Source organism: Nocardia noduli, assembly GCF_019038455.1.
GTDB classification, from domain to species: Bacteria; Actinomycetota; Actinomycetes; order Mycobacteriales; family Mycobacteriaceae; genus Nocardia; species Nocardia noduli.
The window spans coordinates 1-25,634 of sequence record NZ_JAFMPL010000063.1 but is presented as its reverse complement, the minus strand read 5'-3'; the positions used below and the strand labels follow the sequence as shown (position 1 = coordinate 25,634).

Genomic DNA, 25,634 nt, shown 5'->3' with positions numbered 1-25,634 from the left:
AGAGGAACTCTAAGGAAGAGATGGCACACTGATCCCCCGAAAGGACCGGAAAACGGGAGGAACGTGTCAGTGCCGAGCAACGAACAGCGACGAGCAGCGGCCAAGCGGAAGCTGGAGCGCCAGCTCGCCACCCGCGCCGATCGGGCCCGCAAACGCAAGCAACTCACGATCGCCGGATCCGTGCTCGGCGTCGTCGTCGTGGTCGCGGCGGTGGCCGGGGTGTACTTCCTGACCAAGGGCGACGACAACGACAGCAACACCGCAGCCGAGCCCAAGGACGCGTCGCTGACCGCAGCTCCGCCCGCCGCCAAGGCCAAGCCCGCACTGGTCAACTGCAGCTACCGCGACGGCCGCGCCCCCGCCGACAAGCCGGTGCACAAACCCGAACGCACCGAGGTGCCGACCACGGGTAACGACGCGAAGGTCAGCCTCAGTGTGGAGACCAGCGCGGGCCCGATCGGACTCACGCTGAACAACGCCGAGTCCCCCTGCACGGTCAACAGCTTCATGAATCTGGTGGACCAGAAGTACTTCGACGGCACCAGCTGCCACCGGATGACCGCGAGCGAGGGCCTGAAGGTGCTCCAGTGCGGCGACCCGGTCGGCACCGGAATGGGCGGTCCCGGTTACGAATTCGACAACGAGTACCCGACCGATCAGTACGCGGCGGGCGACCCGAACCTCCAGATGCCGGTCGACTACGAACGCGGCGTGCTCGCCATGGCCAACGCCAACGGTTCGACCGGGTCCGACGGCGTGGACGGCAAGGCTACCAACGGAAGCCAGTTCTTCATCGTCTACGGCAATTCGCAACTCCCGCCGCAGTACACGATCTTCGGCACCGTCGACAAGGGCGACATGGGCACCCTGGACAAGATCGCCGAAGCGGGCCAGGACAATTCGAACGGTCCGGGCGACGGCAAGCCCACCACCCCCGTAACGATCACGTCCGTTCAGATGGATTGAGCGAGGTTGTCCGGCGACTTACCCCTGCGTGTCGGAATTGTGCGATATATGCTGTAACCGACGCGTCCGTACGGTTGTGCCAGGGCTTTCTCGGGTAATCTCGAAAGAAGGAGTGCGCGTAGCGTAGCCAACCCTAACGGGCCGATCCCCCGGGCGGGGAGTGCTACGCGACCGGGCTTCGGATGTCCGCGTTCGCAGACGACACGCTGCCCCTCGGATCACCGCTCGTTCGGTCGTGACAAGGGGCAGAGTTCGTCACCGAGTAGTTCGTCACCGAGTACCACCACAATCCATAGTGATCACCGCAGCATCGGGGAGCAGCCATGTCCGGAGAATTGGACGACATCGCCAAGGAAACAGGCGCGATGATGAGGACCATGTTGCAGCTTGCGACCCTCGTCGCACTGCGGACTCGTGAGCGTGGCCAGAAAGAAGCCGAGGCACGGGTCAAGGTCACCGAGGCCCGCATCAAAGAGGCCAGGGAACTCCAGGTTCGTGAGGCGCGTGACGCCAAGGCGAAGGATCCGCGCAACGTGGAACTCGCGCGGATGATCGAGATGCCGGTACCGACGCAAAGTCTCGGTATCTCGTTGGAGAAGGACCGGTCCGCCGGTGCGTCGTCGGCGGCCGGCGCTGTTGCTACCGCCTCGTCGGCGGCCGCACCGCAGATCCAGTACGACTCGGCCGAACGTCGCAACGCGATCGCCGCCCACCTCGCCCGAATCGGTGTCGCACCCGAGTTGGCAGCGGTCAGGATGCTCGTCGAAGTCGGTCACGCGCAACCGGTTCAGGAAGCGGCTCGCGCGCGATCCAAGGATGCGCCCGAGGAGATCCTGGCCCGAGAACAGGAATTGAGCCGCGGGCTCGAACGTACCCGCTGAGAACCGTCGAGCGTCCCGATCCGGCCCGGTCTAACCAAGGCTCGGATCGGGATCGGTGAACATTCCCGATGGCTCCATGGTGATCGGGAGCAGATTGACCTGGCTCTGATGTCCTGCGCGCACGGTGCAGTACTTGAACGGCCCCCTCGGGTTGAAAAGCTGTTCCATCTGTGGGTCAGCGTGCTTCAGGAACCATTTGCTCAGGCCCTGCTGTGGGTCCTGTCGGCAGAATTCCCATGCGCGCCACAACGCGTCCAGCCGGACAACGGCCTCCGTGTGCTGCCACCACTGCGGGCACCATGCGGAGTCGCTGGTGTCGGTGACCTGCCGTCGGTAAACCATGCACAGGTAGTTCTCCACGAATTCGACGACATTGGGATAGATCCAGCCGTCCGGGCGCTCGCCGTTCATCTGGTCGAAGACCCCGTCCGGCGGTGGTTCGATCGGCAGCGGGCCGAGCACATCCCGATGACCGTTGCGCACACCGCAGTATTTGAACGGGCCGCGTGGATCGAAGAGCTGCTTCATATGTGGATCGGCATGACGAAGCAACCAGTAGCTCAATCCCCCGCGCTCATCATGATGGAGCCCCTCCCATGCCCACCACAGCGCATCCAGACGTGCTACCGCCTCGCCGTGGCGCCACCACTGATCGCACCAGACGGCCTCACTCGAATCGCTGACCTGGCGCTGATAGATCTTGCCGAGATATTCTTCGACGAATACCGCCACGGTGGCGAATTCGGGTTCTTCGTTGGTCACAGCGGCCGTGCCTCCTCTGGCTGACCATGATCCTGCGGCGGTGTCGACTTGACCAATGACGGAGACTCGTCTCGTAGCGTCGATTTATCCAGTGCCGGTGATCCGATGATGTCGGCGATCTCGGTCTTACGCGCCGGATCGTGCCTCTTGATGGATTGTTCGACCTCGGCTGAGTATTCGCTCTCCCACCACGCCACCGTGCGAACCAGCACCGGCGGCGCACCCGACGAGAAGACGATGACCCGGCCTCGTGGCAACGTCGCGAGGCCATTCACCGAGAACGTCTTGGACGACCCGAGTGAACGCGAATAGCTCTTGCCGCTCGCAGATTCGGACATCGACTGCGAGATCGCGTCATATTCGCCGAGTGCCTCGGAGCGATCGCGTAAGAAATTGGTGTCATCGACACCGCTACCGAGCACCTTGATGTTCGCCGCCGACCACAGCGCTGCCATACCATCCTCACCCCAGCACCGCGCCCCTTGCGCCCACGATTGAAGCACTGTCATGACGACAATGCCCCGTGACCCGAAGTGGCTGTACTGCTTGGGAAGATCCTTCCAGCGCACTACATTCGCTGCCTCGTCCAGGACCGCGAGCAGAGGTATGTCGAGCCGTCCGCCGCGGGACCTGGATGCTTCCTTCATCGCGACATCGATCACCGCTTCGGTGAGCGCACTCACCAGCGGCGCGGCGGATCCGCGTCCCTCCAGCGACAAGCTGTACAAGGTGCCATTGGCCTTGATGAATTTCAATTCGTCGAACGGCCGCCGGTGAACCGTGCGCCCATCATTGAGCACCGACTCACCAGGGGTGACCCAAGCGTGCACATTGGTCAGCTTGAGGCAGCGGACCATCTTCTTCGCCGTACCGAAAACGCCACTGCGCGTGCGCTCGTCGGCCTGATACTGGCCGGCCAAACCGTCGGCGCTGAAATCATGCTTGGCACTGCGCAACAGCTGAATGGGGGTCTCATCGCGAGGATGGGTCACCCAGTACCACACCTGGGTGATCGGCTCCTTCCCGACAGCGGCGGCCAGGAACAGCCCCGCGAGCAGATCCTCGGCTTCCGGGTCGAAGAACGCGTCACCCTTGGCATCGGAACCGTCGTCACTGTCGGCGAAGTGTCCCGCCAGCCGAGCCGCGCGCATCTCGAAACCCGGCTGTTTGGGGTCAACCCAATCCAGCGGATTCCAGTACCACGTCGGTTCCTCCGCCGCCACACCCTGCGGATCGAAGACGAACGTCGGACTCCCCTTCGCCTCCCGCACATCACGGGTCGCGTCGACCACGTCACGCTTGTTGGAGGTGGCCAGAACCGGGCCGATCGCGGTGAGAATGGCCGGAATCACGCGGGAGGTCGACTTCCCCTGGCGCGGACCCCAGATGTCGATGTGCAGATCCTCGTACGACCCGTACAACATGGCGCCATCGGCGACGCCGATACCGATCGGCACACCGGGTGTGTCCTGACTCCCGAGCCGAATCCCGAGCTGTGCCGCCTTCTCCCGCACCCCCGCTTCGGTCAGCGACGCGATCGCACCGCCGTTACCCATCACATCGGCTTTGTCATCGACCGGGAGTCTGCCCTTGGACGCTCGGGTCTTGGACTGTTTACGCGTCAGCAGGTAGATCACCCCCACCGCGATGACGAGCAGCACGATCACCGTGGCGGCGACGGGCCATTTCAGTTGTCCCCGTGCCATTTTCGCGATGATCTCGATCGGATTGACCGGGACGTCCTGGCGTGGCGACGACAGCGCGTTGCCCAGGTGCAGGGCGAGCAGCAGTGTCGCGAACACCGCGGCGGCGGCGTAGACGGCGTACAGGCCGAGATCGGGTCCGACCGCGGCCGGATCTTTCACCGGCTTCTTCTTTGCCATCTGTGCCTCCTCGAATTGCCTTGCGGTGGTGAATGATGCGGTGTCAGCGGAACGCGTCGAGCCGCCAGCCCTCGGCCGTGCGGACGACGGTCGCGATGACCGTGCTCGGCGGCAACTCCTCCTTGCGCCCGTCCGGGTAGACGACGGTCTGCTCTATCCCGATCTTGTACTGCTCGGTGTTCGGGTCCGCGCCCGCGGGCGGACGCTCCCCCGACGCGAAGGTGAAGGCCTGGACGGTGGCTTTCGCCTTCGCCCAATCCGACCACCGCAACGACTGGCGCGGCGTCTCGGTCGCCGCGGCGGAGGTGTCGAGCACCCGGATCAGGCTGGGACCGAGCCATTTGCGGGCTCTGGCCAGCGACGAGCCCTGGGGCTCGGCGGCGGGCTGCCAGGTGTAGATCTCCTTCAGCGCCGCGACCGCGACACCGTCGGGGGTCACCGGATCGGGTGCGGGCGCGGCCTCGAGCAACCGGGTCGTCGACGTGACCCGATCCGCCGCGCCGGAATCCGGCCCGTCGCTGTCGCTTCCGCATGCCGCGCTCAGCGTCGCTACGCTCACCACCAGCATCACCACCAGTTTCGCGCGTGCTCTTCCGTGTATCTTCCAGGCTAACCGTCGCGGGCCGCCACGTCGCGGTCCGAACGCCGGGTATCGCAGCGCATGTTCGCTTTTCCGCTCTACATTCACAGCACCCTCCTCGCCCGCGCGTCACCCGGTATCGCCGTTTCGCCGACCCCGCCACCGCCTCGGCCCGGTGCGGCGGGAGCGGACTGGATCATCCTGCCCTCCCCCGCGTAGATTCCGACCTGCGCCGGGCCGCGTGGACCGAAAGAGCTGAACACCAGATCTCCCGGTTTCGCCCGGCTCAACGGCACTTCGGAGCCCGCTTCCCACTGCTGTTCGGCGGTGCGCGGCAGTGTGACCGCGCCGGAGGATGCCGCGAAGACCGCCGCGGAGGTCAGGCCGGGTCCGTCGAGTCCGCCGCCGCTCGGACCCTGCGGTCCACCGCCGCCCCACACATACGGGGTGCCGAGCCAGTCGTGCGCGGCCTCGACGATCTGGGTACCGGCGTCGTCCTCGCCCGGGGTGAAGCGGCCGGTGGAGCCGGGCGCGCGATACTGCGGTTCCATGGTGAGGATATTGCGCACGTACGGCTGGGTTTCGGAATAGTGCGCGCCGACCTGGTTGGGCATTCCGCCCGAGGCCAGTACCGCGCCCTCGCCCGCGTTGTAGGCGGCAAGCGACAGCGCGGTGAGATCGCCCTGCACCCGTCCCTCCGCCTGCCACCGCTCGATCTTGTGCGCGATCGCGCACATGTAGCGGCCCTGGCCGATGATGGCGTCACCGTCGTCCCACACGCTGGCCACACCGTTGCCGTCGGCGTCGATGACATAGGGCTTACCGTCGTCGGGATTGGTACTCGCCGCGGTGCCGGGCAGGAACTGCGCGAGGCCCTGCGCGCCCGCGGGCGAGGTCGCGCCGCGACGGAAACCCGATTCCTGGCGGCCCTGGGCTGCGAGCAGCGACGAGGTGATCTGCGGGCAGATCGAACCGGCTCGGCGGTACCAGATCTCGAGTTCCTCCGGCACCTTGCCCGAGGCGAGCGCGCCACCGGCGCTGCCGAAGCCGAGGCTGCATCGCGGATCGGTGGAATACCACTGCGCGCCGCCGAGATCGGGGGTCGGTGCGCCGTCGAGCCACGGCACCGGATCGATCTGCCTGCCGCCGGTGAAACGGCCACCGGGAACGATCTCGAAATGCAGGTGGGCACCGCTGGATTCGCCCGCGGATCCGACCAGTCCGATCTGCTGTCCCGCACGCACGGTCTCGCCGACGCGCACCATCACGCCCGCGTCCCACATATGTCCGTAGACGGCCGAATAGCCGCGGCCGTTGGTGTCGATCGAGTCGACCACGATCCAGTTGCCGAAACCGGACGCGGGCCCTGCCGCGACGACCCTGCCGTCGGAGACCGAGAAGATCGGCGTGCCGTCGACGGCCGCCATATCGATGCCCTTGTGATCGCCCCCGCGTGAACCGAACACATCGGAGACGGTGAACGTTCCGGTCGCCAGCGGCAGCACGCGACGGATCGCGCCGACGCCTGCCGCCAGCGAAGGGGTCGCGGTGACAGCGGGGTTCGCCGAGGTCGCCGTGGCGGAACCGGACGGGGCGGCAGCGGCGGTCGACGCGCGTGGATCGCCCTGCGGGTAACCGCCGAGCGGCGGTAGCGCCGACTGCGATCCGAGCACCGACATACCTTCGCACGGGTCGTCGACCGAGGGCATGATCACCACGAGCACCACCGCCATCAGCGCCACCACGACGCCCATCACCCCCCAGAGCATGCCTTTGGCGCTCACGTGCGACGGCGGGATTCGTTCAGGGTGTCGGCAAGGGTTCGGTTCATCTCGGCGGCCGCGGCCAATTGCTGTTGCAGCAGAGCGACTTTGCGGCGCAGCGCGGTGGCGTCCATCCGCTCCAGTCCCGGCCCTTCGGCGGCACGGACCCAGTTGCGCACCGAATTGGCGTGCACGCCGATCTGATCGGCGACCATCCGGCACGCCTCGGATTCGCTACTGAGCGTGCCGGTCAGCGCGAGCACCTGTTCCACGGCGGCCTTGCGGACCTCCGGCGATACCCGGCGATAGGACCGGTGCGGCATCATCGGACACTCCCCGCACCGCCCGGCTCCGGCCGCGAGGACACGCGGCACCGCATGGACACCGCGTATCCCGGCCGGAACCTCATGCGGCGCTCCCACTCGGCGAATCCGAACCGCGCGTGGTGGATTCGGTGAACTCGCTGAAGCGCTGATTGGTGTCGTGGATCCCGCTCTCCTTCTCCGACACCGTGAATTCCATATGGAACGGGATGCCGGGCCGACGGTCCTCACCGATCTTCAGCAGGAATTTTCCGGTGCCAGGCGGCGACGGCCGCAACTGGCCCGGTTTGAGCGCCTCACCGGTCAACGCCTGCGGCGCAGACCAGCCGGTCACCATCTCCTCCTCGGCGGAGGTGAACGGCACGATGCTGTCGAGGCGTTTGACCTCTTCCGCGGGCAACGCGCCGAAGATCTTGGCACGAGCGCGTTCGAGGAAGCCCAGCGCCTTGGCGATGGCGCCCTCGGACCCGAGGGACTGTAGATCCTTGATCGTGTGGCTGATCATGATGAGCGCGGTCGCGATACTGCGCTGCAAACGGGTCAGTTCGTCGACCCGGTCGACCATGAAATCGCCGAGACCGAGCACCTGCCACAACTCGTCCATCACGACCTGGAAGTACCGTTGCGGGCCGAGGTCGGCGTCGGCGAGCACGTGCGCGGCCTCGACCGAGGCGAAACCGTCGGCCCAGCACGCGAGCATGACCGCGGCTTTGAGTTTCTTGTCGCCGGTCGGGATGTGCGAGACGTCGATACAGACCGCGACGGCGCTGGTATCGATCGGCACCGAGGTCTGCCCGTTGAAGATCGCGCCGAACGGGCCCTGGGTCAGCGCGCGCAGCGAACGGCGCAAACCCTTGATGGCGTTCTGGTATTCGCTCGGATCGTCGGCGCCCGCGTCGAGCATGAGTTCCTCGCCGCCCGCGACGATCACCTCGAGCAGGTTCTCCATGATCGGCGGCTGATCCGGGGTGTAACCGCTGCCGGGCTGGTAGAGGATGCGCAGACCGGTGGCGATCAGGGTCTCCTCGTAGTCGCGCACCCGCGCGCCACGCACGAGTTCGACCAAGCCCGCGATCAATGTCACCTGGCGGGCCCGCAGATCCTGTAGCACTTGCAGTTGCAGCGCCGGCAAATCGTCGAGACGCGGCACCACCGAACCGAGCACGCCCGCCGCGAGCGGATTGAGTTTGCCGTGGCCGTAACCCAGGTCGATGACCTGGCCGCCGACGAGTTCGACCATCTTGCGATAGTCCGGTTTGACGTCGGCCAGAATGAGCGGGGTGATGCCCTGGGCGATTCCGCCCAGCACGATCCGGCGCACCAGCGAGGATTTGCCGAAACCGTTGAGCCCCAGCACGAAAAGGCTCGGCGCGGTGATGAAACTGCCGCGCAGGAACCAGTTCATCGGATCGAAGCACACCGGCGCGCCGGTGTGCAGGTGCGAGCCGAGCGGTGTCCCGATCAGCGGCGCGCCCGCGCCAACCGACCACGGCCACAACCCCGCGACCTGGGCGGTGGTCGCCCGGTATTCGACCGGGCGGCCGACGACGTTCATCCGTCCACCGCCGGGCCCCGCGTACCCGCGATCGGTGAGTTGCGCTGTGCTGCGGTCGAAACCGTCCTCGTAGACCTGTTCGGCACGCGCGGCGAAGTTGCGGCGGCGGATGTCGTCGGTGCGCACGCGGAAGGTCGCCCATGCCGCGCGCAGACCGGAACCCTCGCGGCTGATCTGTTCGAGTTTGGACCTGGTGACGTCGTCGAGCAGCTGTGGGCCCGAGGTCTTGCGCTTGTCCGCCTTGGCCTTCGCGCGACGCGCGGCCTTGTCCATGGGCGGTGTTCCCATGGCGCGGTCGGCGGTGTAATCGGCCTTGTCCTGGCGCCCCCCACGACCGGACCGCCCGCTGTTACGTTGCGCGGTACCGCGATCGGGACGTTGCGGCCCGACCCGGTCCGGGCGGGCGGGCAGTCGGTCCTGGCGCTGCGGCGCACCGCGATCGGGACGGGCGGTGCCCTGACGCGGACGTTCCGCCCATCCGTCGTACTCCGAGCGCGGCGCCGACGCGCGCCGGTTCTCCGCTCTGACCCGTTCCGCTCGTTCACGTTCGGCATGCGCCCGATCGGCACGGACAGCGTCGGCCCGCCCGGCCCCGGGACGCCCCCGTCGCTCGGCCGCGTCGCGCGACGCCCTCCGCTCCCGATCGGACATCTCCCCGACGTCGGACCGATCGTCGCCGCTCACGCTCCGCGCCGGTCGCCCGGCCCGGTCGGGCAGGTCCTCCACGCCGGGGCGCCCGCCGCGCCGGACCGGGATGCCGTCGCGGTCGTGCACCGGTGGCTCGTTCTCACGTGCCATGAATCACTCACCCCGCCAATGCCTTCGGAATTGTCGCGTGTTCCGGCAGGATGACTCCGCACCCGAGCGAGGCCGCGAAGGCCGCGGACTGGTAGCGGTAGCACCGCCGGATCTTCAGTCGCGCCTGTGTGGACAGGTCGCGAGTGATGGCTTCGATACGCGGCAGATCGCCGCGCAGGGGCTCGGTGATGGTCACCAGGGCTCCGAAGCGGGTCACACCGTGACCCCGGGCTTGTTCCTCACGTGCCTGCTGGGTGGCGCCCACCCGCAGGGTCGCGGCGGCCGAGACGACACCGCGTTCACTCTGTTGGGCCACCAGCGCGTTCTTGAAATCGTCGTCGACGATCTCGGCGGCGTCGGCGGCCGAATGCGGCCGGTACACGATGGCGATGCGCTTGCGCGGCACTTCGGGATTCGGCGCGAGCAGGCGTTGCAGCACCCGCTCGTCCACCGCGCCCTCGGGAGCGGCGTCCATCTCCCAGGTGACCGAGCGGCCGCCGTCGTGGATCAGGTGATCCCATTTCTCGTCGTGCGAGACCGGCCCGGCGTCGGCCCAATCCAGGCCGTGGCCATCGGGTTCGGAGGAGGCGACCTCGAGATCGGCCTGGGAGGCCGGGTCGTAACTACGCCGGATGAACGAGATCACCTCGTCCGCCGACATGGGCTGCGCGCGCACACCGGCCTCGGCGAGCGCGGCGCAGATGCCGGGCAGCCTGCGGCCGATCTCCACGGCCTCCTCGGCCGGATTCTTGCGGCGCTCGGCGGTGGTCGCCTTGAACGTGATCGCGACCCGCGGCAGCAACTGCACCCGTTCCTGCGGCAGTTCGGTCGCCAATTCGTACATGACCTGCTGGGCGAGGTCGGGCGCTTCCGGCCGGGTGATGGTGGAAACCTCGGTCAGCAAGCGGTTTCCGGTCTCCGGCACCGTGTCGATGACGGGCACCACCGCGATGATGTCGCTGGTCTGACCGACCGAGGCGAGGAAGGTGCCCCACGCGGAGACCCAGCGGTCGATGACCGGCTGGTCGACGGCCTCGTGGCCCTGCGGCCAGGCCCGGAGCACGACGGTGTACTGGGCGAACTGCGGCAGGTGGATCATGCCGAAGCTGTAACCGCCCGCGTCGATTCCCTCGTACAACTTCGACGGGGCGAGCAGACCCGGCAGGCGGGTGACGCCGCCGGGGACCCGCGAGAACCGGCCACCCCGATACACGTGCTCACCGTTGTTGCGTGAACGCATCCAGTTGAACATCATCAATCCCGTCTCGTATCCGGAGCGGCCCCCGGTCCGCCACACCAGTGGAACCATGATCACCACGCCGGTGCCGCCGACGATCAGACCCCACTGGAATCCACCGACCATCGCGGTGATCAGCGCCGTGATCACGACCACGAAGCCGATGACTGTCTCCTCCCAGCGCAGGCCGAAAAGACCTGCGCTGCGGGGCTTCTGCCAGAGGCCGTAGGAACGGCGCTCGTAGGTGTCGGTCATCGTCATCGCGGAATGGTGCTCCTCCCGAGGTCGGGCGAACGATTCGCCCAGCGGTCACCGGCGAGATCGCCCATGCTTTCGTCGGCCCGGTTCAATCCGGTGCTCGCGGCGCGGGCGGCGCCGATGCGTCCCGCGGCCCTCGACGCACCGGAGGGTACTCCGGCCTGGGCCTGCCCACCGGAGGCGCGCGGTGGCAGCGCACCGCCGCTTCCGCCGCCGCCACCGCGTGGTGGCGGTACCGGACGGCCGCCGCGGCGCGGCCCCGCGCCGCCCGGACGCGGGCCGCCGCCGCCCGTGACATAGCCGGGCGCGCCCGCGCCCGCGGTGGACTTCACGGCCACGGCCTTGGTGCCCATCGCGCCGAGCGCCGCCGCGCCGATCAGGGTGCCGCCCGCCGCGGTCAGACCGGAACCACCGGAGCCGACGATCGCGACGGCGGGGGTGACCAGGCGCATCAGCGCGGGAAGCACGAACGCGACGCTGCACAGCAGCACGATGGCGACCAGCATGCGCTGTGCCTCTTCGGCTTCGGGCAGCGCCGTGGTCGAGGTCAGACCGTCGACATGCCCCGCGGTCATGAACGCGATCATGTAGACGATCGCCGCGACCGGCTTGTACAGCATGAAGGCGATGATCCAGCCGATCAGCTTCTGATAGGACTGCTTGCCGGTGTTCATGCCCGAGGCGGCGGCCGCCAGCGGGAGCACGCCCGCCGCGACGAGCAGCAGCCCTTGGCGCACGATGGCGAGCACGATCTGCGCGAGCGCCCCGAGCAGGCCGACGATCGCGATGATGAGGACCAGGCCCGGCGAGAACGCCTGCAACTTACTGGTCTTCACCATCAGCTCCGCCAGATCCTTGGCATTGCCGTTGGTGGCGTCGGTGATGACCCACTCGGAGAAGCGATCCGAGGCCTGGGTGCCCGCGACGATGATCGCCCCGAGCATCCACGAACTGAACACCACCCGGGCGAACATGCGGAACGATTCGGCCGCCTCGCTCACCGCGGCCCCGCGTCTGGCCTCGGCCAGACGCGCGCCGGTCAGGATGACCGAGGCGATGAGCAGCAATATCTGTATCTGATAGGTGTAGTCGTTGATCTTGGTGAACAGCGAGCCGTTATCGCTGGCCGCCTCGTTGGGCACCTTCATCCAGAACGTCAACGCCAGGATGATGGCCTCGCCGAGACCCTTCATCAACGAGTCGACGACCTTGCCGAAGGTCGAGTCCCACGCCTTGTCCTTGACGGCGGTCGCGGCGTCGCCGGGATGGGACGCGGCATTGCCCGCCTTGCAGGCGGCCGAGGCCGCGTCGCCGAGGGAGATCCCCGGGAGTCCGACATCGTCGAGCGTGTCGTGGATTTCGTTGCACGTATCGTCGAAACCGTAGGTCTGGCCGTAGGCCACCGTCGGCGTCGCGATCATCACGGTGAAGATCACCGCGAAGATCGTGAGAATTCGCCTCACCATTGTGTCCACCCCTCGATATCTCGCAGGGACTCGATATGGACTTGCTCTTCGCCTGTCACCGGGCGGACCTTCCCCTCGCTGTCCCGCCGCACGACCGTCGGGCACATGCCCGCCCGTACCGGTCGGCCGTCGACTGTTACTCGGGCCTTTCTCGCGAACTCGACGGTCGCGGCCTGCTGACACCGGCTCACCATGCGGTCCACCCTTCGATCGACTCGATCAACTCGGTCGGGGCTCCGCTGGACGCGGACGGCTTCAGTCGCCAGTCCCCCGCGTCCCAGACCATCACCAAACGCAGTGCGGCCCACAGTTGTTTACCGTCGATCACCTGTCCGCGCGAGGCGAATCGGACGATGGCGAGATCGTCGGCGTAGTTCTCCACCTTGAAAGCGTCGGGAGCGACGAAGTAGCGAGTAATGCGCTCCGGCTGCTGTTTCGGGAGACGGTCCTCGTCGAGCGCCTTGTCGTAGGCCGCGATCTGCGCGGCGGAGACACGGACCTGGCGCAGATACAGCTCGCGATCGGCCGGGCGGGCGTTGATCCGGTAGGTGATCTGCGCCGCCGCCAGCGCCGCGCCCTGCGGGGTATGCGAATAGCCAACGGCCAGACCGTCTTCCAGCCGGGTCGGTCCGTCGGAGGTGGAGAAGGGCACCGACGCGCCGTAGACCTTCTGCCAGCCGCGCGGGGCGTCGGTGCCCTCGGGCGCGGCGGTCAGCCAGTCCGAATCGGTGGGTTTGCGCTGGCGGGCCGGATCCTGCGAAAGCGGTTGTCCGGCAGGATTGTTGGGAACATCGATGCGCCTGCCGAAGATATCGACCTCGGGTTCGGCGAAACCCTCACCGCCGGTGGTGGCGGCGACACCGCCGCCGTCACCGCCGTCCGCATCGTCGTTTCCGATCCACATGACGATGCCGACCACCAGGATCAGTGCCAGCAGGGCCGCGGACGCGATGGCACCGAAGGAGACACCCGAGCGGGCGTAGGGCTCCTTCTGACTCACTGCGGTGCCTCCAATGTCACGATGTCGTCGGGTAATTCGTCGATGGACTCGACCGGCCTCGCGGTCGAGTCCGGGCCGGGCAGTCGTAATCTCCAGTCCTGCCGGAACCATTCGACGGTGGTGTGGTTCACCGCCTTCGAACCGTCGGAATATTCGGTGTAGATATCCACCGCGGTCACCTGATCGGTGTATTCGGTGATCTTGTAGCCGAGCAGCCTCGGCGCGTACTCCGGTGCCGCGGGTCCGGTGATCGACAGCTGTAGCCGGTTCACCGACCACTCGTCGCGCGCGGCGCCGGGCAGGACCTCCCCGGCCACCACCTTCGCCCATTGGCTGTCGGTGGCCACCGACAGCCGGACCGTATGGGTGATGGCGGCCACCGCGGCCCCGGGCGGGTTGCGGTCGAAGTCGACGGCGGCGCCGTCGGTGATCGACCGGGGCCCCTGCGCGGTTCGCGGCAGCACGACGCCCTGGAAGTCCTGCCACCGCACATCGGTCGGCGCCGCGGCCGGATTCGGCGCCGTTGCGCCGTCTCCGTCGGCTTCGCAGCCGCCGCAGCCCGCGACCGCGAACAGCGCGACGCCGAAGACGCCCACCGCGCGCGAGCGCATCACTGTGGAATTCATGTCGGATCCGTCCCCGTCAGATGCCGGCTCACGTCGGCAGGAACGCCAACGCGATTCCGGAGGCGGTACTCGCCACCGAAGCGCCGATCAAACTCATCACGACACCGTGGGTGGCGTCGTTGATCGCCATATCGCTGCGGAAGGCCATCCACAACCGGCCGGCGGACAGGATCATCCACGCCAGGCAGACCAACAGCACAAACCACAGCAGCCAATTCAGCAACTGCATCAGCGGTTCGAGTACATCGGAGGGCATCTGCTTGTAGGCGAGCAGCTCGCTCGCCGAGAGTCGCACGTCGGACATGGTCGACATCAGGTACCGATGACGGCGTTCATGATGGTGCCCGCGCTCGTCGCGACGACACCGCCGATCATGGCTCCGGCGACCATCTTCGGCGATTCGAGACCGCCGCCGGTCCACCGCTCCCACGCGAATTTGCCGCCCGCGTACACGATGCCGCAGATTCCGGACAGCAGGACGAACCAGGTGAGGTACCGCACGAGTTGCAGGATCTTCTCCGAGCCCGGAGGCGCCTCCGGCGTCGGATTCCCGACCTGCGCGAGGACGGCGCCGTAGGTGTCCTGCGCGGCGAACAGCAACATGCTCATCGGCTACCTTCCCGGGAAGTGTGAATCAACGCCCTGTACATCGACACGATGCACGCCATCACGGCTCCTCCTCATCGAAAGACGAACTGGCATCGAGCTTTTCACGGACGACGGCAACAATATCGGTGCCGAGCTCGCGAACCTCGAGCGGGACCTCCTCGAGCGGGTCGATCTTGCGCTTCTTCTCCGGCATCGGATCGCCGGGCGACCATGTCGGCAGTTGCTCGGGCTCGACCAGCGTCCATTCCTCGTACCACGGCACCTGCCACATCGGCCCCGCCAGCGACCCGACCACCTCGCGATAACGCCGGATCTCCGGCGGAATCCGGCCGGGTCTGGCGGCGACGGTGACCAGTCCGATGACCTCCGAAGGCCCGCCGAAACCGAAATGATGCTGCCGCAGCAAATCGTGGGCACGCGTCAGCCCGGCGATCGTCTCCCTGGCCACCAGCACGACAAAGGGGGATTCACGCTCGAAGACGCCGGGCCAGCGGCGGCTCGAATCCGCCGCGGGCGCAAGCACATGCGCGAGCGTAGTGGCTCCCGCACCGCCGTGCACACCGAGCAACCAGACCAGTGGCGCCCGACCGACACCGGGTACCGGACGCTCCCATACCGGTGCGCGTCTCGACTCGGGAGGCGCCACCACCCCCGCCGGTTGAGGGTCGTGTTTGCGACGAAGTTTCATAGCTGCGGTCATGATGCCACCCCGGCCAGCAGGCGTGCGTATGCCCGGCGCGTCTCCTCGGCGAGTGCGGCGTGCTCGACCAGTTCGCCGCGGGCCAGATGCGGATCGTAGGGAATTTCCCTGATCTCGCGCACCCACCCGGAGAGATGTTCTCGCAAATGATCGGCAACACGTGAGTCGAACCCCGGATGCTGATGTGAGACAACGATGGTGGTGTCTCCGACGATGCCGGTGCCCGGCCCCTCGCTCGAATCGCCGAACTGGTCATCGAGCCATTCCAGGGTCACCCGCAGCCGGTTGGCGGCGTCGCTGCGCGCCGGAATGGCAAGAACGAGAGCAACATCGGCGTCATCGAGCAACGGACGCAGCTGACGTCCGGCAATCGGGTTCCCGCCGTCGTACACCGCGGTGAAGCCTGCCTCGTCGACCGCCCGCGCCACGGTGAGGTATGTCGCTCTGCGGCGCAGCGGCGCGGCGTCGCGCCACAGCAGTCCCATCCCCGACGTCGCCAGCGACAGGCACTCCTTGAGCGGGGCAGGCTGGTCGTCGCCACGCCCGTACAGCCACGATTGCAGGCTGATCGGATGCAGGTGTTCGTCCGCGCCCCGCAGTGCCAGATCGCTGCCCGCCGCCGTCGCGTCCACCGCGACGGTCGGGGTACCCGCCGAGGCGAGTTCACCGGCGATGCCGAGCGCCGTGGTCGTGGTTCCCGCGCCGCCGCAACCGCCGACCACCAGGATCGGGCGCTGCGCGGGTTCACCGTCGATACCGTCGTCGTCCCGTTTGCCGCGCCGTAGCCGTACTACCGGAGCCTTGGAACGTGCCTGTCGACCCGACGGTCCGCCCTCCTCGGGCGCCTCGTCGAGCCAGCGGCTCCAGTCCTCTCCCATCGTTCTCAGCTCTCCTTCATCCGGCCGCGATACCCGTGATGAGGGTGCGACCGCCGATCACCGCGGTGGTGACCATCTGCTTGTTGTACGTGGCGGGCACACCACCGGGCCGGTATTCGGTGACCTCCACCGAATACCTGTTCTCGGTGACCGTGACGACCCGCACGCAATGCGTGGTGCCCTCGGGAACGGTGTCGATCCCGCGCTGGATCACCTCCGGTGACGAGATCGGCGCCTCGGGCGCGACGACGGCGCGCACCTGTTCGCCCGAACGCGCGACGTAGTAGGCGTATTGGAAGGCGAGCACCACATCCGGCCCGGAATCGGTGCTGCCCGCCTCCGCGCTGCGCAGCACGCTCACACCGTGTTCGGTGGGGCAGTCGGCCGGACCACCGGCACGCGCGCTGCCCGCGGTGAACTGCATCGACGCGGGCGTGGTGCCCGCGGCGCCGCGCTGCCCCGACATCTGCACCAGCCACAGCGCGCCGACGCCCGCCGCGATCAGCATCAGCACCGCGACGATCAGGACCAGAACCACCCGCGCGCGCCGGGTGGCCGGATGCTGTTTGGCCGCGACGCGCAACGCCGGAGCCGAGCGGTTGCGCGGCGACGGCGGTTCCTCGGCCGGATCGTCATCGGCATCGTTGTCGTCGGGCCAGGGGAAGCGCACGGCGACACCTGAGCGTGGGTCGTAGTCGTCGTCGGGCCCCGGCGCGTGGTCGTCGGCCACCCAGTCCGACCAGCCGCCGATGAATTCACTGCGCCGCGCGGGCAGATCCGTCGGTACCTCGGCCTTGGCGCGCGACTCCTCCGGGTCCTCTTCACGGATGTAGTCCGGGAAACGGGCGCTGCGTTCGTCCTCGTTCGTCGGCTCCGCGATCGCGTCGTCCCCGGCCACCGGAGCGGAGGTCGCCGCGTCCGGTTCGAGCGCGCCGTACCAGCGCGAAAGATCTTTGTACGAGTTCAACATTCCCCCATTCCCGCAGCGCAGGGCACGTAGCGTCGCATCGTCGGACCTCTCGGCGATCAGTTCGTGGAGAACGGGTAGGCAGTGTTGGTGGTTCCGGGTCGCTCGGTGGGCGGAATCGAGGTCGCGCCGCCGGATGAGGCGCCATCGGCTCCTGTCCCGAACGGAAATTGTCCCGTACCGGAGGAATTCGGCGTAGTCGACGCGCCGGAACTGTTGCCGAAGAATCCGGGTCCCGGCTTGCTACCCTGAGCGGCGGCACCCTGCCCGAACTTCTCGGCGAGATCGCGCGCCAGCGCGGCCAGCCAGTCCGCGACGTAGCGGGTGGGCGCGTCACCGTTGGCCGCCACCGCCGCGGTGCCGTAGGCGCCGTGGGTGCGCACGGTGTCCCAGTACCGCACCCAGGTGGTGAGATCGAGCAGTTCCCTGTTGTCGGTGATGTTCTGCACGACGGCGTCGTAGGACTGCGTGACCAGGCGCGACACCGTCGTCGGCGGAACCAGTTGGGGTATCGCGCCCGCGAGCCGGGTGCCAAGGCGCAGCAGTCCCGCGACCGGGTCCGACAAACCGGCGGTGGCCAATTCGGAGATCGCGGCGGGGCTCAGCACCGTGCGCACGACGCTCGCCACCGCGTTCAGTCCGATCATTCCGACCCGCAGCAGCGCCTGGACCGCGCCGGCGAGATCGATCGGCGCGCGCGGATCGGAGGCGTCGGCGATGCGCTGGGAGATCGACTTCTTCGGCGCGATGGACAGATTCGTCAGCGAGGTGCCCTGGACGTCCTCGGTGGCGACCTCGGTGACCGTCTTGATGGAGGTGTAGGCGAGCGCCTGCGAGATCGACATCAGCGAGGCGATCGGGTCACCGCCGCTGAGTGTCGCCTGTCCGGCGACATTGGCGACAGCGCGCAACACCGGCGCGCCGTTCGGCGCGTCGCACGCCAAATCGCCTGCGGCACAGAAACTCGCGACCCGTCCGGTGAGCGCGGCGAAATCGGTCGCTCGGTCCCGGTCCGGGCCGATGCCGCCGCCGTCCGCGGGTGTCAGCGGCAGCGCGGCCACCTCGGCCACGCGCGCACCGCTGGTGCCGGGAGCCGGGTCGGGGGTCTGTTTGCCCGGTGCGCCGGGGAACAACGGCGCGCCGGGATTGCGGGTGGGATCGGCGAACAGCGCGACCGCGGCGACCTTCTCGGCCGGGATCACCCCCGAACCCTTGCCGATCTCCTGCGCGAACATCGAGACGACATGCGCGCCCTGCGAATATCCGACGAGCGCGAATCTGGTGTCGGCGCATCGGCTCGCGACCTGCGCGGCCATCGTCCGCAACCGGACGAGTCCGGTGGCCACCGATTCCGTATACGGGGTGGCGCGTTTGGCGTCGATACCCCCGAACGCGGATTCGTAGGGGACATAGGCGCGGTCGACGAGTCCCGGTTCGGCCGCCGCGGCCATCATGGGGCTGAACACCGTCGAGAGCATGCCGGTGTCGGTGGTCGGCGCGGCGTCGGGAGAGGACTCTCCGGTGCCCTGGACACCGAGGGCGAACAGGGCGGGGCAGGTGCGGATCGACAGATCCGTCAGCGGCCCAACGGGATTCGACGGGTCGGCGGCCGCGGAACCGGCGGGTACGAACGCCGAGGCGACGGCGAGTGCGAGCAGCATCCCCGATGTCCTTGCCGTGTACCCAGTCATAGCGAACCACAATCAATCTCGTGTTGCCGCAGCCAACTTCAACGCCATGAAACCCCTAAGACGGTAACAGATTCCGGCTATGACTGGCGAAGCAGCGAAAAGTTTTCGCGAATCGCCGTGCCACACTTATCGCGCGACGGCGTGGCACCGGTGTAGTGTCGGCAAGTTTACGACCGGTCGATACCTGTCGCGATCGGACACCCGAGGCGGATGTGACCCGGATCGCACGAAATCGGCCGCCCCGAAAAACGGAGCGGCCGATGTGCGGTTCCGGCGCAGGAAACCGATCAGGATGCCGAGGTGACGCGGTAGACGTCGTAGACGCCCTCCACGTTGCGCACCACGTTGAGCAGGTGACCCAGATGTTTCGGATCGCCCATCTCGAAGGTGAACTTGCTGATCGCGACCCGATCGCCGTGCGTGGTGACCGCGGCGGACAGGATGTTGACCTTCTCGTCCGCGAGCACCTTGGTGACGTCGGACAGCAGCCGGGTGCGGTCGAGCGCCTCGATCTGGATGGCGACCAGGAAGACCGAGGACGGGGACGGGGCCCATTCCACCTCGATGATCCGTTCGGCCTGCGATTGCAGCGAGCCCGCGTTGGTGCAGTCGGTGCGGTGCACGCTGACCGCGCCGCCCCTCGTCACGAAGCCCATGATCTCGTCGCCCGGCACCGGCGTGCAGCATTTCGCCAGTTTGGCCACGGTTCCGGTGGCGCCGGGGATGAGTACGCCCGCGTCGCCGGTGGTGCGCTGGCGTGACGGGGTGCTCGACGGTGTCGAGCGTTCGGCGAGTTCGTTCTCCACGTCACCGATGCCGCCGAGCTGGGCCATCAGCCGCTGGACGACGTGGTGCGCGGAGACCTGGTGCTCGCCGACCGCGGTGTAGAGGGTGGAGATGTCGGTGTAGTGCAGTTCGTGCGCGACCGCGGTCATCGCGTCCACGCTCATCAGTCGTTGCAGCGGAAGACCGACGCGGCGGACCTCCTTGGAGATCTGCTCCTTACCGCTCTCCAGGGCCTCCTCGCGACGCTCCTTGGCGAACCACTGCCGGATCTTGGCCTTGGCGCGCGGGGAGACGACGAAGTTCTGCCAGTCCCGGCTCGGGCCCGCGTTCTGCGCCTTCGAGGTGAAGACCTCGACCACTTCGCCGTTCTCCAGCTGACGTTCGAGCGCGACGAGTCGCCCGTTGACCCTGGCGCCGATGCATTTGTGCCCGACCTCGGTGTGCACGGCGTAGGCGAAATCGACCGGGGTCGACTTCTGCGGCAACGTGATGACATCGCCCTTGGGGGTGAAGACGAAGATCTCCGGCGACCGCAGGTCGAAGCGCAGCGACTCCAGGAATTCCGCCGGGTCGGCGGCCTCGCGCTGCCAGTCGAGGAGCTGGCGCATCCACGCCATATCGTCGACCTCGGTGCTGTCGGTGGTGTGCTTGCCCTTGGTCTCCTTGTACCGCCAGTGCGCGGCGATGCCGAACTCGGCCGTGCGGTGCATGTCCTGGGTGCGGATCTGCACCTCGAGCGGTTTACCGTCCGGGCCGACCACGGTGGTGTGCAACGACTGGTAGACGCCGTAGCGCGGCTGGGCGATGTAATCCTTGAACCGGCCCGCCATCGGCTGCCACAGCGAATGCACGACACCGACCGCGGCGTAGCAGTCGCGGACCTCGTCGCACAGGATGCGGATACCGACCAGGTCGTGGATGTCGTCGAAATCCTTACCCTTGACGATCATCTTCTGATAGATCGACCAGTAGTGCTTCGGCCTGCCCTCGACGATCGCGTCGATCCGTGACGCCGCAAGGGTATTCACGATCTCGGCGCGCACCTTGGCCAGATAGGTGTCGCGCGAGGGCGCGCGGTCGGCGACCAGGCGCACGATCTCGTCGTACTTCTTCGGGTGCAGGATCGCGAACGCGAGGTCCTCGAGCTCCCATTTGACGGTCGCCATACCCAGGCGGTGCGCCAGCGGGGCGATGACCTCGAGCGTCTCCTTGGCCTTCTTGGCCTGCTTCTCCGGCGGCAGGAACCGCATGGTGCGCATATTGTGCAGGCGGTCGGCGACCTTGATCACCAGCACGCGGGGATCGCGCGCCATCGCGATGATCATCTTGCGGATGGTCTCGGCCTCGGCGGCCGCACCCAGGTTGACCTTGTCGAGTTTGGTGACGCCGTCGACCAGATGCGCCACCTCCTGACCGAAATCGGCGGTCAGCTGCTCGAGCGAGTATCCGGTGTCCTCGACGGTGTCGTGCAGCAGCGCCGCGACCAGCGTGGTGGTGTCCATGCCCAGTTCGGCGAGGATATTGGCCACCGCGAGCGGGTGGGTGATGTACGGGTCACCGGATTTGCGGAACTGGTGCGCGTGCCGTTCGTCGGCCACGTCGAACGCGTTCTGCAACAGCGTCAGATTGGCCTTCGGGTACAGCTCGCGATGCACCGTCGCCAGTGGTTCGAGTACCGGTTTGACCGCGGCGATGCCGCGCTGACCGGTCATCCGGCGGGCGAGTCTGGCGCGGACGCGGCGCGAGGCCGAAGTGGGGACGGCCGCCGACGCGCCCTGTGGGCGGGCCGGGGCGCTCGGTGTCGGACGGGGCGCGGAAGCGGTCTCGGACGTCGCCGGGGTCCCCTCCTGCGACGGGGCCGATGCCGCCGATTGCTCGACATTCGCCTCGTCCAGATGTTGCGTCATGCCACCACCTCTCCACGCCGCGGTCGGATCACCCTATCGGACCGCCGCAACCGCCCAGACCACAACTTTAGTCCCGCACGCCGACATCCGTGGGCGTGCGGTTGCGGGAGCGTGGAACTAGCGCCCCGCGAGCGGTCGCTCGGAGGGTGCGGTGCGCATGGATCGCCCGTCGGAGGCGGGGTCGGGCGGCGCTCCGAGCAGGTCCAATACTGTCGGCGTCAGGTCCGCCAGACAGAAACGGTCGGTGCTGACACCCGCGGGGAAATCGGGTCCGCGCGCGATGACGAAAGTCGCGGTCTCCTCGGCCGACATCCCCCCGTGACCACCTTCGGCGGTGTGACCGTGGTCGGTGGTGACCAGGATCGTCCAGGATTCGCCCGGTTCGGCCGCCGCGCGGGCGTCGACGGCGGCGACGATACGGCCGACCAGTCGGTCCACCCGCTCGATGGCGGCGCGATAGTTCCTGGACCGGGCGCCGCCCGCGTAATGCCCCGCGTGATCGACCTGGTCGAGGTGGGTGAAGCAGAAATCGGGACCGAATCGGGTGATCGCGGTGACGACGCCGTCGGCGGTGGCGGCGTCGATCTTCGATTCGTCCGGATCGTCGGGGACCGGGGCGGTGGTGACGACGACATCGGCGCGCGGATCGCCGCTGCCCGCCATCACCGCGATCATCTCCCAGGTCGCGACGCAGTGCGTTTTCAGCGCGGGTTTCGCGCGCTGGAGCTGGGTGAAGACGGTGGGGTATCGGGTGAAGGGCGTCGCGTCGAAGATATTGCCGGTGATGCCGTGCTTGCGATCCCACACCCCGGTCAGGACGGTGGCCCACGACGGGCCCGAGACGCTGATGTGCGGGGCGATCGAACTGCGGCTCAGCAGCCCTTCCGCACTGAGCCGCAACAGGTTCGGGGCCTCGGCCCGTTGGATCCTGTCGTAGCGCACACCGTCGATACCGATCAGCACCACTTTGTTCGTCGTGCCGCGCGCCGCGGCGGTGCCGGTGGCCGTGCCGAGCAACGCGCACGCGGCCAAGGCGGTGGTCGAAAGCAACTGCCTCCGGTTCATACCCCGAACGATCCGGCCTCGGGCACCGCCCCCGATAGTCCGTCGGCGCGCTGTTCATCGACGTTTCATCGCCCGCGCGACGCCGGGTCGTCTCGCTGAACGCCACCTGAACTTTCGATAGCCTTCAGCTATACACACCGGTCGACAGCAGGCATATGGCGCGTGAACGGCAGGTACCCGCCCGGTGCCCGGCGCTGCGGTAGCTTCGGCACATGGTCGTCCGCTCGCTACTGCTGTTCGCCTTGGCCGCCGTCGCCGAGATCGGCGGCGCGTGGCTGGTGTGGCAGGGGTGGCGCGAGGATCGCGGCGCGCTGTGGATCGCCGCGGGCGTGATCGCGCTCGGCGCATACGGTTTCGTGGCGACATTCCAGCCCGACCCGAACTTCGGCCGCATCCTCGCGGCCTACGGCGGCGTCTTCGTGGCGGGCTCGCTGGCCTGGGGCATGGTGGTCGACAAATTCCAGCCGGATCGCTGGGATTACCTGGGCGCGGCGATCTGTCTGGCGGGCGTCGGGGTGATCATGTACGCCCCGCGCTGAACCTAGAACCTCATTCGGCCGATTCGAACGCCCAGACGGCGGCCGGACGACCGGTGGCCTTGGTGCGACGGCGTTCGGTGGTGCGTTCCAGGCCGGGGATGGCCGCGAGCGTGCGGTTCAGGTTGGCCGGATCGGGGCGCGCGCCCGACAGGGCGGTACTGATGTCGACGGCGCGCGTGGCCGGGAATTCCGCGCCGGCGAGCGCCTTGGTGAACGGCAGATCCTTCCAGAGCAGACGTGACAGATGTCCGCGCGCGGCCTCGACGATCCGATTGTGATCGAAGGCCAGCGGCGGGACATCGTCGAAGGACACCCACCGCGCCGGACCTTCGTGGGTGCCGACCACCGCCCACATGGCGATGGACAGGGTCGGGCCGCGTGGGTCGCGGTTGGGTTCGTCGAAGGTCACCAACTGCCCGACCGCGCCGATCGCCGCCTCGGGAACGCCCAATTTCGTGTTGACCGCGCGACGGGCCGCGAGCACCAGCCGTTCACCGCGCCCGAGCAGCACACCGGGCAGCGCCAACTCACCGGTGAACGGTTCGTGTTCGCGCGCGGCGACACCGACCGTCACACCGGCGTCGTCGGGCCAGAAGCGCAGCGTCACCACGTCGACCGAAACCACCGATTGCTCCACGGCGCACTATCCTGCCGCATCCGAGCATCGTGCGACGCCGACTCCCCCCGGCCGAACGCGGCCGGTCAGGCCTTCTTGTCCTCCGGATGCGGAAGTCCGCGGTCGTCCAGCAGGATTCGCATCGCCTCTTTCAGCCACGCGAGATCGTTTCGCATCCGGAGTTCGGATTCGGCCGGGCTCCGCAGCCGGGTGGCGAGGTCATTCTTGTGAACATGTCTCGATATCACTGCGCACATTCTTTCTTCGGGCTGATTGAATATCGCGGCTGCGCGCAGGGTGTCGAACACGTGCCCGACAGCGGGGAGTGCAGCCGAGCCGCCAACTCGTGGAAATCGCCTTTGGAATTCTACCTCCGTCGGCGGGTGAAAATTCCGTGAACAGTCATACGCGAAACCATTCCGTTCATCGGATTCGCCATCGGGGAATTCCGTCCCGAAATCAGCGAACGGAAACAGCCGACGTCGCCACACGGGCGGCGCGGTCCGCGCCGTCGGAGGTCAGCACGACGGGCACCCCCGTCTGTTCGTGGAACCAGCCGACCCGGTCGGCGGGTAATTCGGCGAGCACCGGTTCCGCGGCGTAGAGCAGGTCGGTCAGCCGCCGCTGCCGGTCCAGGTCGCGGCCCGCGCTCGGGGGGAGGTCGGTGAGTACACCGTCGCCGGTGCGGTAGGCCGTCGCGGCGCGCACCGTCGACGGGGCGTCGAGATGGGTGACGGCCAATCCGTCGACACCACCGCAGGCGGCCACGGCGTAGCGCAGCAGCAGGGGGTCGGCGTGGCCGCGACGGAACGATCCCTGGTAGGGGCCGTGGGTGTTGTGCGGTTCGGGAACGCGCAGCTCGGGATCTTCGGTCGGGAACGGACCCGCGCCGTGCCTGGTGGCATAGGTCCTGGTGACACCGAGGGTGAACGCCGTGGCGTCGATCTCGGCCAGGAGGGCGCGCGCGTTGGCGGGTTCCACCGTCGACCAGGTGGTGTGCGGAGGGAAACCGCGCCATTCGTCGAGCAGTACGCCCTGGGCGCCCTCGAAGATCAGCCTGCCCCGGGACGCGAGGGCCGCGAGCTCGCCGGGGCCGACGACGCGCACGGCCGCGGCGAATTCCCGGTACATGTCGACCAGATCCGCGATCGGCTCGTACCGGTGCGCGCCGGGCGCGATGAGCGGACCGTAGTGCGCGGCCAGCAGCCGCAACTTCTCGGCCAGCACCGAGGGACGAAGGCAGTCCTCCACCCTCGGTGCGTCGAATTCCAAGGCGTATCGGGCGGTTTCGCCGATACCACGTCCGCAGGAACCGTGGCGCGAAGAACCCCTCGCGTCCTCGCGCGCACGGTTCGCCGCGATGTGGATGGGCGTGGTGAGCAGGGCGCGACCGTCGATCCGCACCAGGCGCAACGGATCGGCCACACCGAGTGCCGCCAACTGCCGCGCCTCGCCCGCCAGTGCGATGGGCTCGACCAGCATGTGCCGCGACAGCAGGGTCGGCACGTCGGAGAAGGTGCCGGATCCGAACTGCGCGAAGGTGTGGTGCCTGCCCTCGGCGATCACATTGTGGGCCGCCTGCGCGCCGCCGTTGAATCGCACGACCGCCGACACCGGTGCGCCGCCGTCGCGCGAGCACAGCCAGTCGACGGTCGCGCCCTTCCCCGCGTCGCCGAATCCGAGGTCGACGACGATGACGTGCCCGTCGCGCACCCCGCTCAACTCGACCCGCCGGGCAGTGCCTTTGCCCCCGACCCGTCCACGCCCTGTGCCTTCAT

Annotated in this window: 23 protein-coding genes; 3 read left to right on the top strand and 20 right to left on the bottom strand. The window is 67.8% G+C overall.

Translation table 11 applies throughout. The annotated features are described in order from the left end of the window. The first annotated feature begins 69 nt into the window (after positions 1-69). Positions 70-966, top strand: coding sequence for a peptidylprolyl isomerase (locus tag JZ792_RS26845; protein ID WP_216914614.1), 897 nt, complete (start codon positions 70-72; stop codon positions 964-966). A 323-nt stretch (positions 967-1,289) separates the two neighbouring features. Then, positions 1,290-1,847 (top strand): hypothetical protein, encoded by a 558-nt coding sequence (locus tag JZ792_RS26840; RefSeq protein ID WP_216914612.1) that lies wholly within the window; start codon positions 1,290-1,292, stop codon positions 1,845-1,847. Between the two features lie 30 nt (positions 1,848-1,877). Here the strand turns inward: JZ792_RS26840 and JZ792_RS43055 are convergent, their stop codons facing one another. The 18 genes from JZ792_RS43055 to JZ792_RS26745 form a co-directional block, all read right to left on the bottom strand. Next, complete coding sequence (locus tag JZ792_RS43055; protein ID WP_308165474.1) at positions 1,878-2,579, bottom strand: DUF4913 domain-containing protein; 702 nt, start codon at positions 2,577-2,579, stop codon at positions 1,878-1,880. Positions 2,580-2,605: 26 nt separating this feature from the next. Continuing rightward, positions 2,606-4,492 carry a type IV secretory system conjugative DNA transfer family protein gene (locus JZ792_RS26825; RefSeq protein ID WP_216914610.1) on the bottom strand — a complete coding sequence of 629 codons (1,887 nt, stop codon included), beginning with the start codon at positions 4,490-4,492 and terminating at the stop codon, positions 2,606-2,608. A gap of 43 nt (positions 4,493-4,535) precedes the next feature. Continuing rightward, the gene (locus JZ792_RS26820; protein ID WP_254190404.1) at positions 4,536-5,060 is read right to left on the bottom strand and encodes a hypothetical protein; all 525 of its coding nucleotides are present in this window, start codon (positions 5,058-5,060) and stop codon (positions 4,536-4,538) included. A 116-nt stretch (positions 5,061-5,176) separates the two neighbouring features. After that, positions 5,177-6,841, bottom strand: coding sequence for a peptidoglycan DD-metalloendopeptidase family protein (locus tag JZ792_RS26815; RefSeq protein ID WP_438804388.1), 1,665 nt, complete (start codon positions 6,839-6,841; stop codon positions 5,177-5,179). 11 nt (positions 6,842-6,852) lie between these two features. Continuing rightward, positions 6,853-7,161, bottom strand: a complete 309-nt coding sequence (locus JZ792_RS26810; protein WP_216914606.1) for a transposase — start codon at positions 7,159-7,161, stop codon at positions 6,853-6,855. A gap of 79 nt (positions 7,162-7,240) precedes the next feature. Continuing rightward, a complete protein-coding gene (locus JZ792_RS26805; protein WP_216914604.1) occupies positions 7,241-9,511 on the bottom strand; it encodes a hypothetical protein in 2,271 nt (756 codons plus the stop codon). Between the two features lie 7 nt (positions 9,512-9,518). Next, positions 9,519-11,009: an SCO6880 family protein gene (locus JZ792_RS26800; RefSeq protein ID WP_109526831.1), complete on the bottom strand. Its 1,491-nt coding sequence runs from the start codon at positions 11,007-11,009 to the stop codon at positions 9,519-9,521. Next, positions 11,006-12,472 (bottom strand): hypothetical protein, encoded by a 1,467-nt coding sequence (locus tag JZ792_RS26795; protein WP_109526830.1) that lies wholly within the window; start codon positions 12,470-12,472, stop codon positions 11,006-11,008. The genes JZ792_RS26800 and JZ792_RS26795 overlap by 4 nt, the downstream gene beginning before the upstream one ends. Positions 12,473-12,659: 187 nt before the next feature. Further along, complete coding sequence (locus tag JZ792_RS26790) at positions 12,660-13,472, bottom strand: DUF8175 domain-containg protein (protein ID WP_216914602.1); 813 nt, start codon at positions 13,470-13,472, stop codon at positions 12,660-12,662. Next, positions 13,469-14,098 carry a DUF8175 domain-containg protein gene (locus JZ792_RS26785; RefSeq protein ID WP_254190403.1) on the bottom strand — a complete coding sequence of 210 codons (630 nt, stop codon included), beginning with the start codon at positions 14,096-14,098 and terminating at the stop codon, positions 13,469-13,471. Before JZ792_RS26785 ends, JZ792_RS26790 begins: the two co-directional genes overlap by 4 nt. Before the next feature lie 28 nt (positions 14,099-14,126). Further along, positions 14,127-14,411: a hypothetical protein gene (locus tag JZ792_RS26780; protein WP_109526827.1), complete on the bottom strand. Its 285-nt coding sequence runs from the start codon at positions 14,409-14,411 to the stop codon at positions 14,127-14,129. Beyond that, a complete protein-coding gene (locus JZ792_RS26775) occupies positions 14,411-14,707 on the bottom strand; it encodes a hypothetical protein (RefSeq protein WP_109526826.1) in 297 nt (98 codons plus the stop codon). Before JZ792_RS26775 ends, JZ792_RS26780 begins: the two co-directional genes overlap by 1 nt. A gap of 58 nt (positions 14,708-14,765) precedes the next feature. Further along, positions 14,766-15,266 (bottom strand): hypothetical protein, encoded by a 501-nt coding sequence (locus JZ792_RS26770; RefSeq protein WP_232839978.1) that lies wholly within the window; start codon positions 15,264-15,266, stop codon positions 14,766-14,768. Between the two features lie 137 nt (positions 15,267-15,403). Further along, positions 15,404-16,285 carry a MinD/ParA family ATP-binding protein gene (locus JZ792_RS26765; protein WP_216914600.1) on the bottom strand — a complete coding sequence of 294 codons (882 nt, stop codon included), beginning with the start codon at positions 16,283-16,285 and terminating at the stop codon, positions 15,404-15,406. Positions 16,286-16,301: 16 nt separating this feature from the next. Beyond that, positions 16,302-17,255, bottom strand: coding sequence for a DUF8176 domain-containing protein (locus JZ792_RS26760; RefSeq protein WP_216914598.1), 954 nt, complete (start codon positions 17,253-17,255; stop codon positions 16,302-16,304). A 56-nt stretch (positions 17,256-17,311) separates the two neighbouring features. Beyond that, positions 17,312-18,913, bottom strand: coding sequence for a cutinase family protein (locus tag JZ792_RS26755; RefSeq protein WP_216914596.1), 1,602 nt, complete (start codon positions 18,911-18,913; stop codon positions 17,312-17,314). 317 nt (positions 18,914-19,230) lie between these two features. Continuing rightward, positions 19,231-21,636, bottom strand: coding sequence for a RelA/SpoT family protein (locus JZ792_RS26750; protein ID WP_216914594.1), 2,406 nt, complete (start codon positions 21,634-21,636; stop codon positions 19,231-19,233). 117 nt (positions 21,637-21,753) lie between these two features. After that, complete coding sequence (locus JZ792_RS26745) at positions 21,754-22,701, bottom strand: alkaline phosphatase family protein (RefSeq protein ID WP_216914592.1); 948 nt, start codon at positions 22,699-22,701, stop codon at positions 21,754-21,756. A gap of 212 nt (positions 22,702-22,913) precedes the next feature. Between JZ792_RS26745 and JZ792_RS26740 the strand changes: the two genes are divergently transcribed. Next, the gene (locus JZ792_RS26740; protein WP_216914590.1) at positions 22,914-23,240 is read left to right on the top strand and encodes a YnfA family protein; all 327 of its coding nucleotides are present in this window, start codon (positions 22,914-22,916) and stop codon (positions 23,238-23,240) included. A gap of 10 nt (positions 23,241-23,250) precedes the next feature. Here the strand turns inward: JZ792_RS26740 and JZ792_RS26735 are convergent, their stop codons facing one another. Together JZ792_RS26735 and JZ792_RS26730 are read right to left on the bottom strand one after the other, a co-directional pair. Next, positions 23,251-23,877: an NUDIX hydrolase gene (locus JZ792_RS26735; protein ID WP_216914588.1), complete on the bottom strand. Its 627-nt coding sequence runs from the start codon at positions 23,875-23,877 to the stop codon at positions 23,251-23,253. 438 nt (positions 23,878-24,315) lie between these two features. Next, positions 24,316-25,578, bottom strand: a complete 1,263-nt coding sequence (locus JZ792_RS26730; protein ID WP_254190406.1) for an adenylosuccinate synthetase — start codon at positions 25,576-25,578, stop codon at positions 24,316-24,318. Between the last annotated feature and the right edge of the window lie 56 nt (positions 25,579-25,634).

What these genes read in the sequence shown, in the direction of transcription:
- JZ792_RS26775 (WP_109526826.1), bottom strand. Translation starts at nt 14,707, where the DNA reads ATGAGCATGTTGCTGTTCGCCGCGCAGGACACCTACGGCGCCGTCCTC.
- JZ792_RS26740 (WP_216914590.1), top strand. Translation starts at nt 22,914, where the DNA reads ATGGTCGTCCGCTCGCTACTGCTGTTCGCCTTGGCCGCCGTCGCCGAG.
- JZ792_RS26765 (WP_216914600.1), bottom strand. Translation starts at nt 16,285, where the DNA reads ATGGGAGAGGACTGGAGCCGCTGGCTCGACGAGGCGCCCGAGGAGGGC.
- JZ792_RS26750 (WP_216914594.1), bottom strand. Translation starts at nt 21,636, where the DNA reads ATGACGCAACATCTGGACGAGGCGAATGTCGAGCAATCGGCGGCATCG.
- JZ792_RS26825 (WP_216914610.1), bottom strand. Translation starts at nt 4,492, where the DNA reads ATGGCAAAGAAGAAGCCGGTGAAAGATCCGGCCGCGGTCGGACCCGAT.
- JZ792_RS26820 (WP_254190404.1), bottom strand. Translation starts at nt 5,060, where the DNA reads ATGCTGGTGGTGAGCGTAGCGACGCTGAGCGCGGCATGCGGAAGCGAC.
- JZ792_RS26800 (WP_109526831.1), bottom strand. Translation starts at nt 11,009, where the DNA reads ATGACGATGACCGACACCTACGAGCGCCGTTCCTACGGCCTCTGGCAG.
- JZ792_RS26745 (WP_216914592.1), bottom strand. Translation starts at nt 22,701, where the DNA reads ATGAACCGGAGGCAGTTGCTTTCGACCACCGCCTTGGCCGCGTGCGCG.
- JZ792_RS26815 (WP_438804388.1), bottom strand. Translation starts at nt 6,841, where the DNA reads ATGCTCTGGGGGGTGATGGGCGTCGTGGTGGCGCTGATGGCGGTGGTG.
- JZ792_RS26785 (WP_254190403.1), bottom strand. Translation starts at nt 14,098, where the DNA reads ATGAATTCCACAGTGATGCGCTCGCGCGCGGTGGGCGTCTTCGGCGTC.
- JZ792_RS26840 (WP_216914612.1), top strand. Translation starts at nt 1,290, where the DNA reads ATGTCCGGAGAATTGGACGACATCGCCAAGGAAACAGGCGCGATGATG.
- JZ792_RS26760 (WP_216914598.1), bottom strand. Translation starts at nt 17,255, where the DNA reads ATGTTGAACTCGTACAAAGATCTTTCGCGCTGGTACGGCGCGCTCGAA.
- JZ792_RS26755 (WP_216914596.1), bottom strand. Translation starts at nt 18,913, where the DNA reads ATGCTGCTCGCACTCGCCGTCGCCTCGGCGTTCGTACCCGCCGGTTCC.
- JZ792_RS26805 (WP_216914604.1), bottom strand. Translation starts at nt 9,511, where the DNA reads ATGGCACGTGAGAACGAGCCACCGGTGCACGACCGCGACGGCATCCCG.
- JZ792_RS26780 (WP_109526827.1), bottom strand. Translation starts at nt 14,411, where the DNA reads ATGTCGACCATGTCCGACGTGCGACTCTCGGCGAGCGAGCTGCTCGCC.
- JZ792_RS26810 (WP_216914606.1), bottom strand. Translation starts at nt 7,161, where the DNA reads ATGATGCCGCACCGGTCCTATCGCCGGGTATCGCCGGAGGTCCGCAAG.
- JZ792_RS26795 (WP_109526830.1), bottom strand. Translation starts at nt 12,472, where the DNA reads ATGGTGAGGCGAATTCTCACGATCTTCGCGGTGATCTTCACCGTGATG.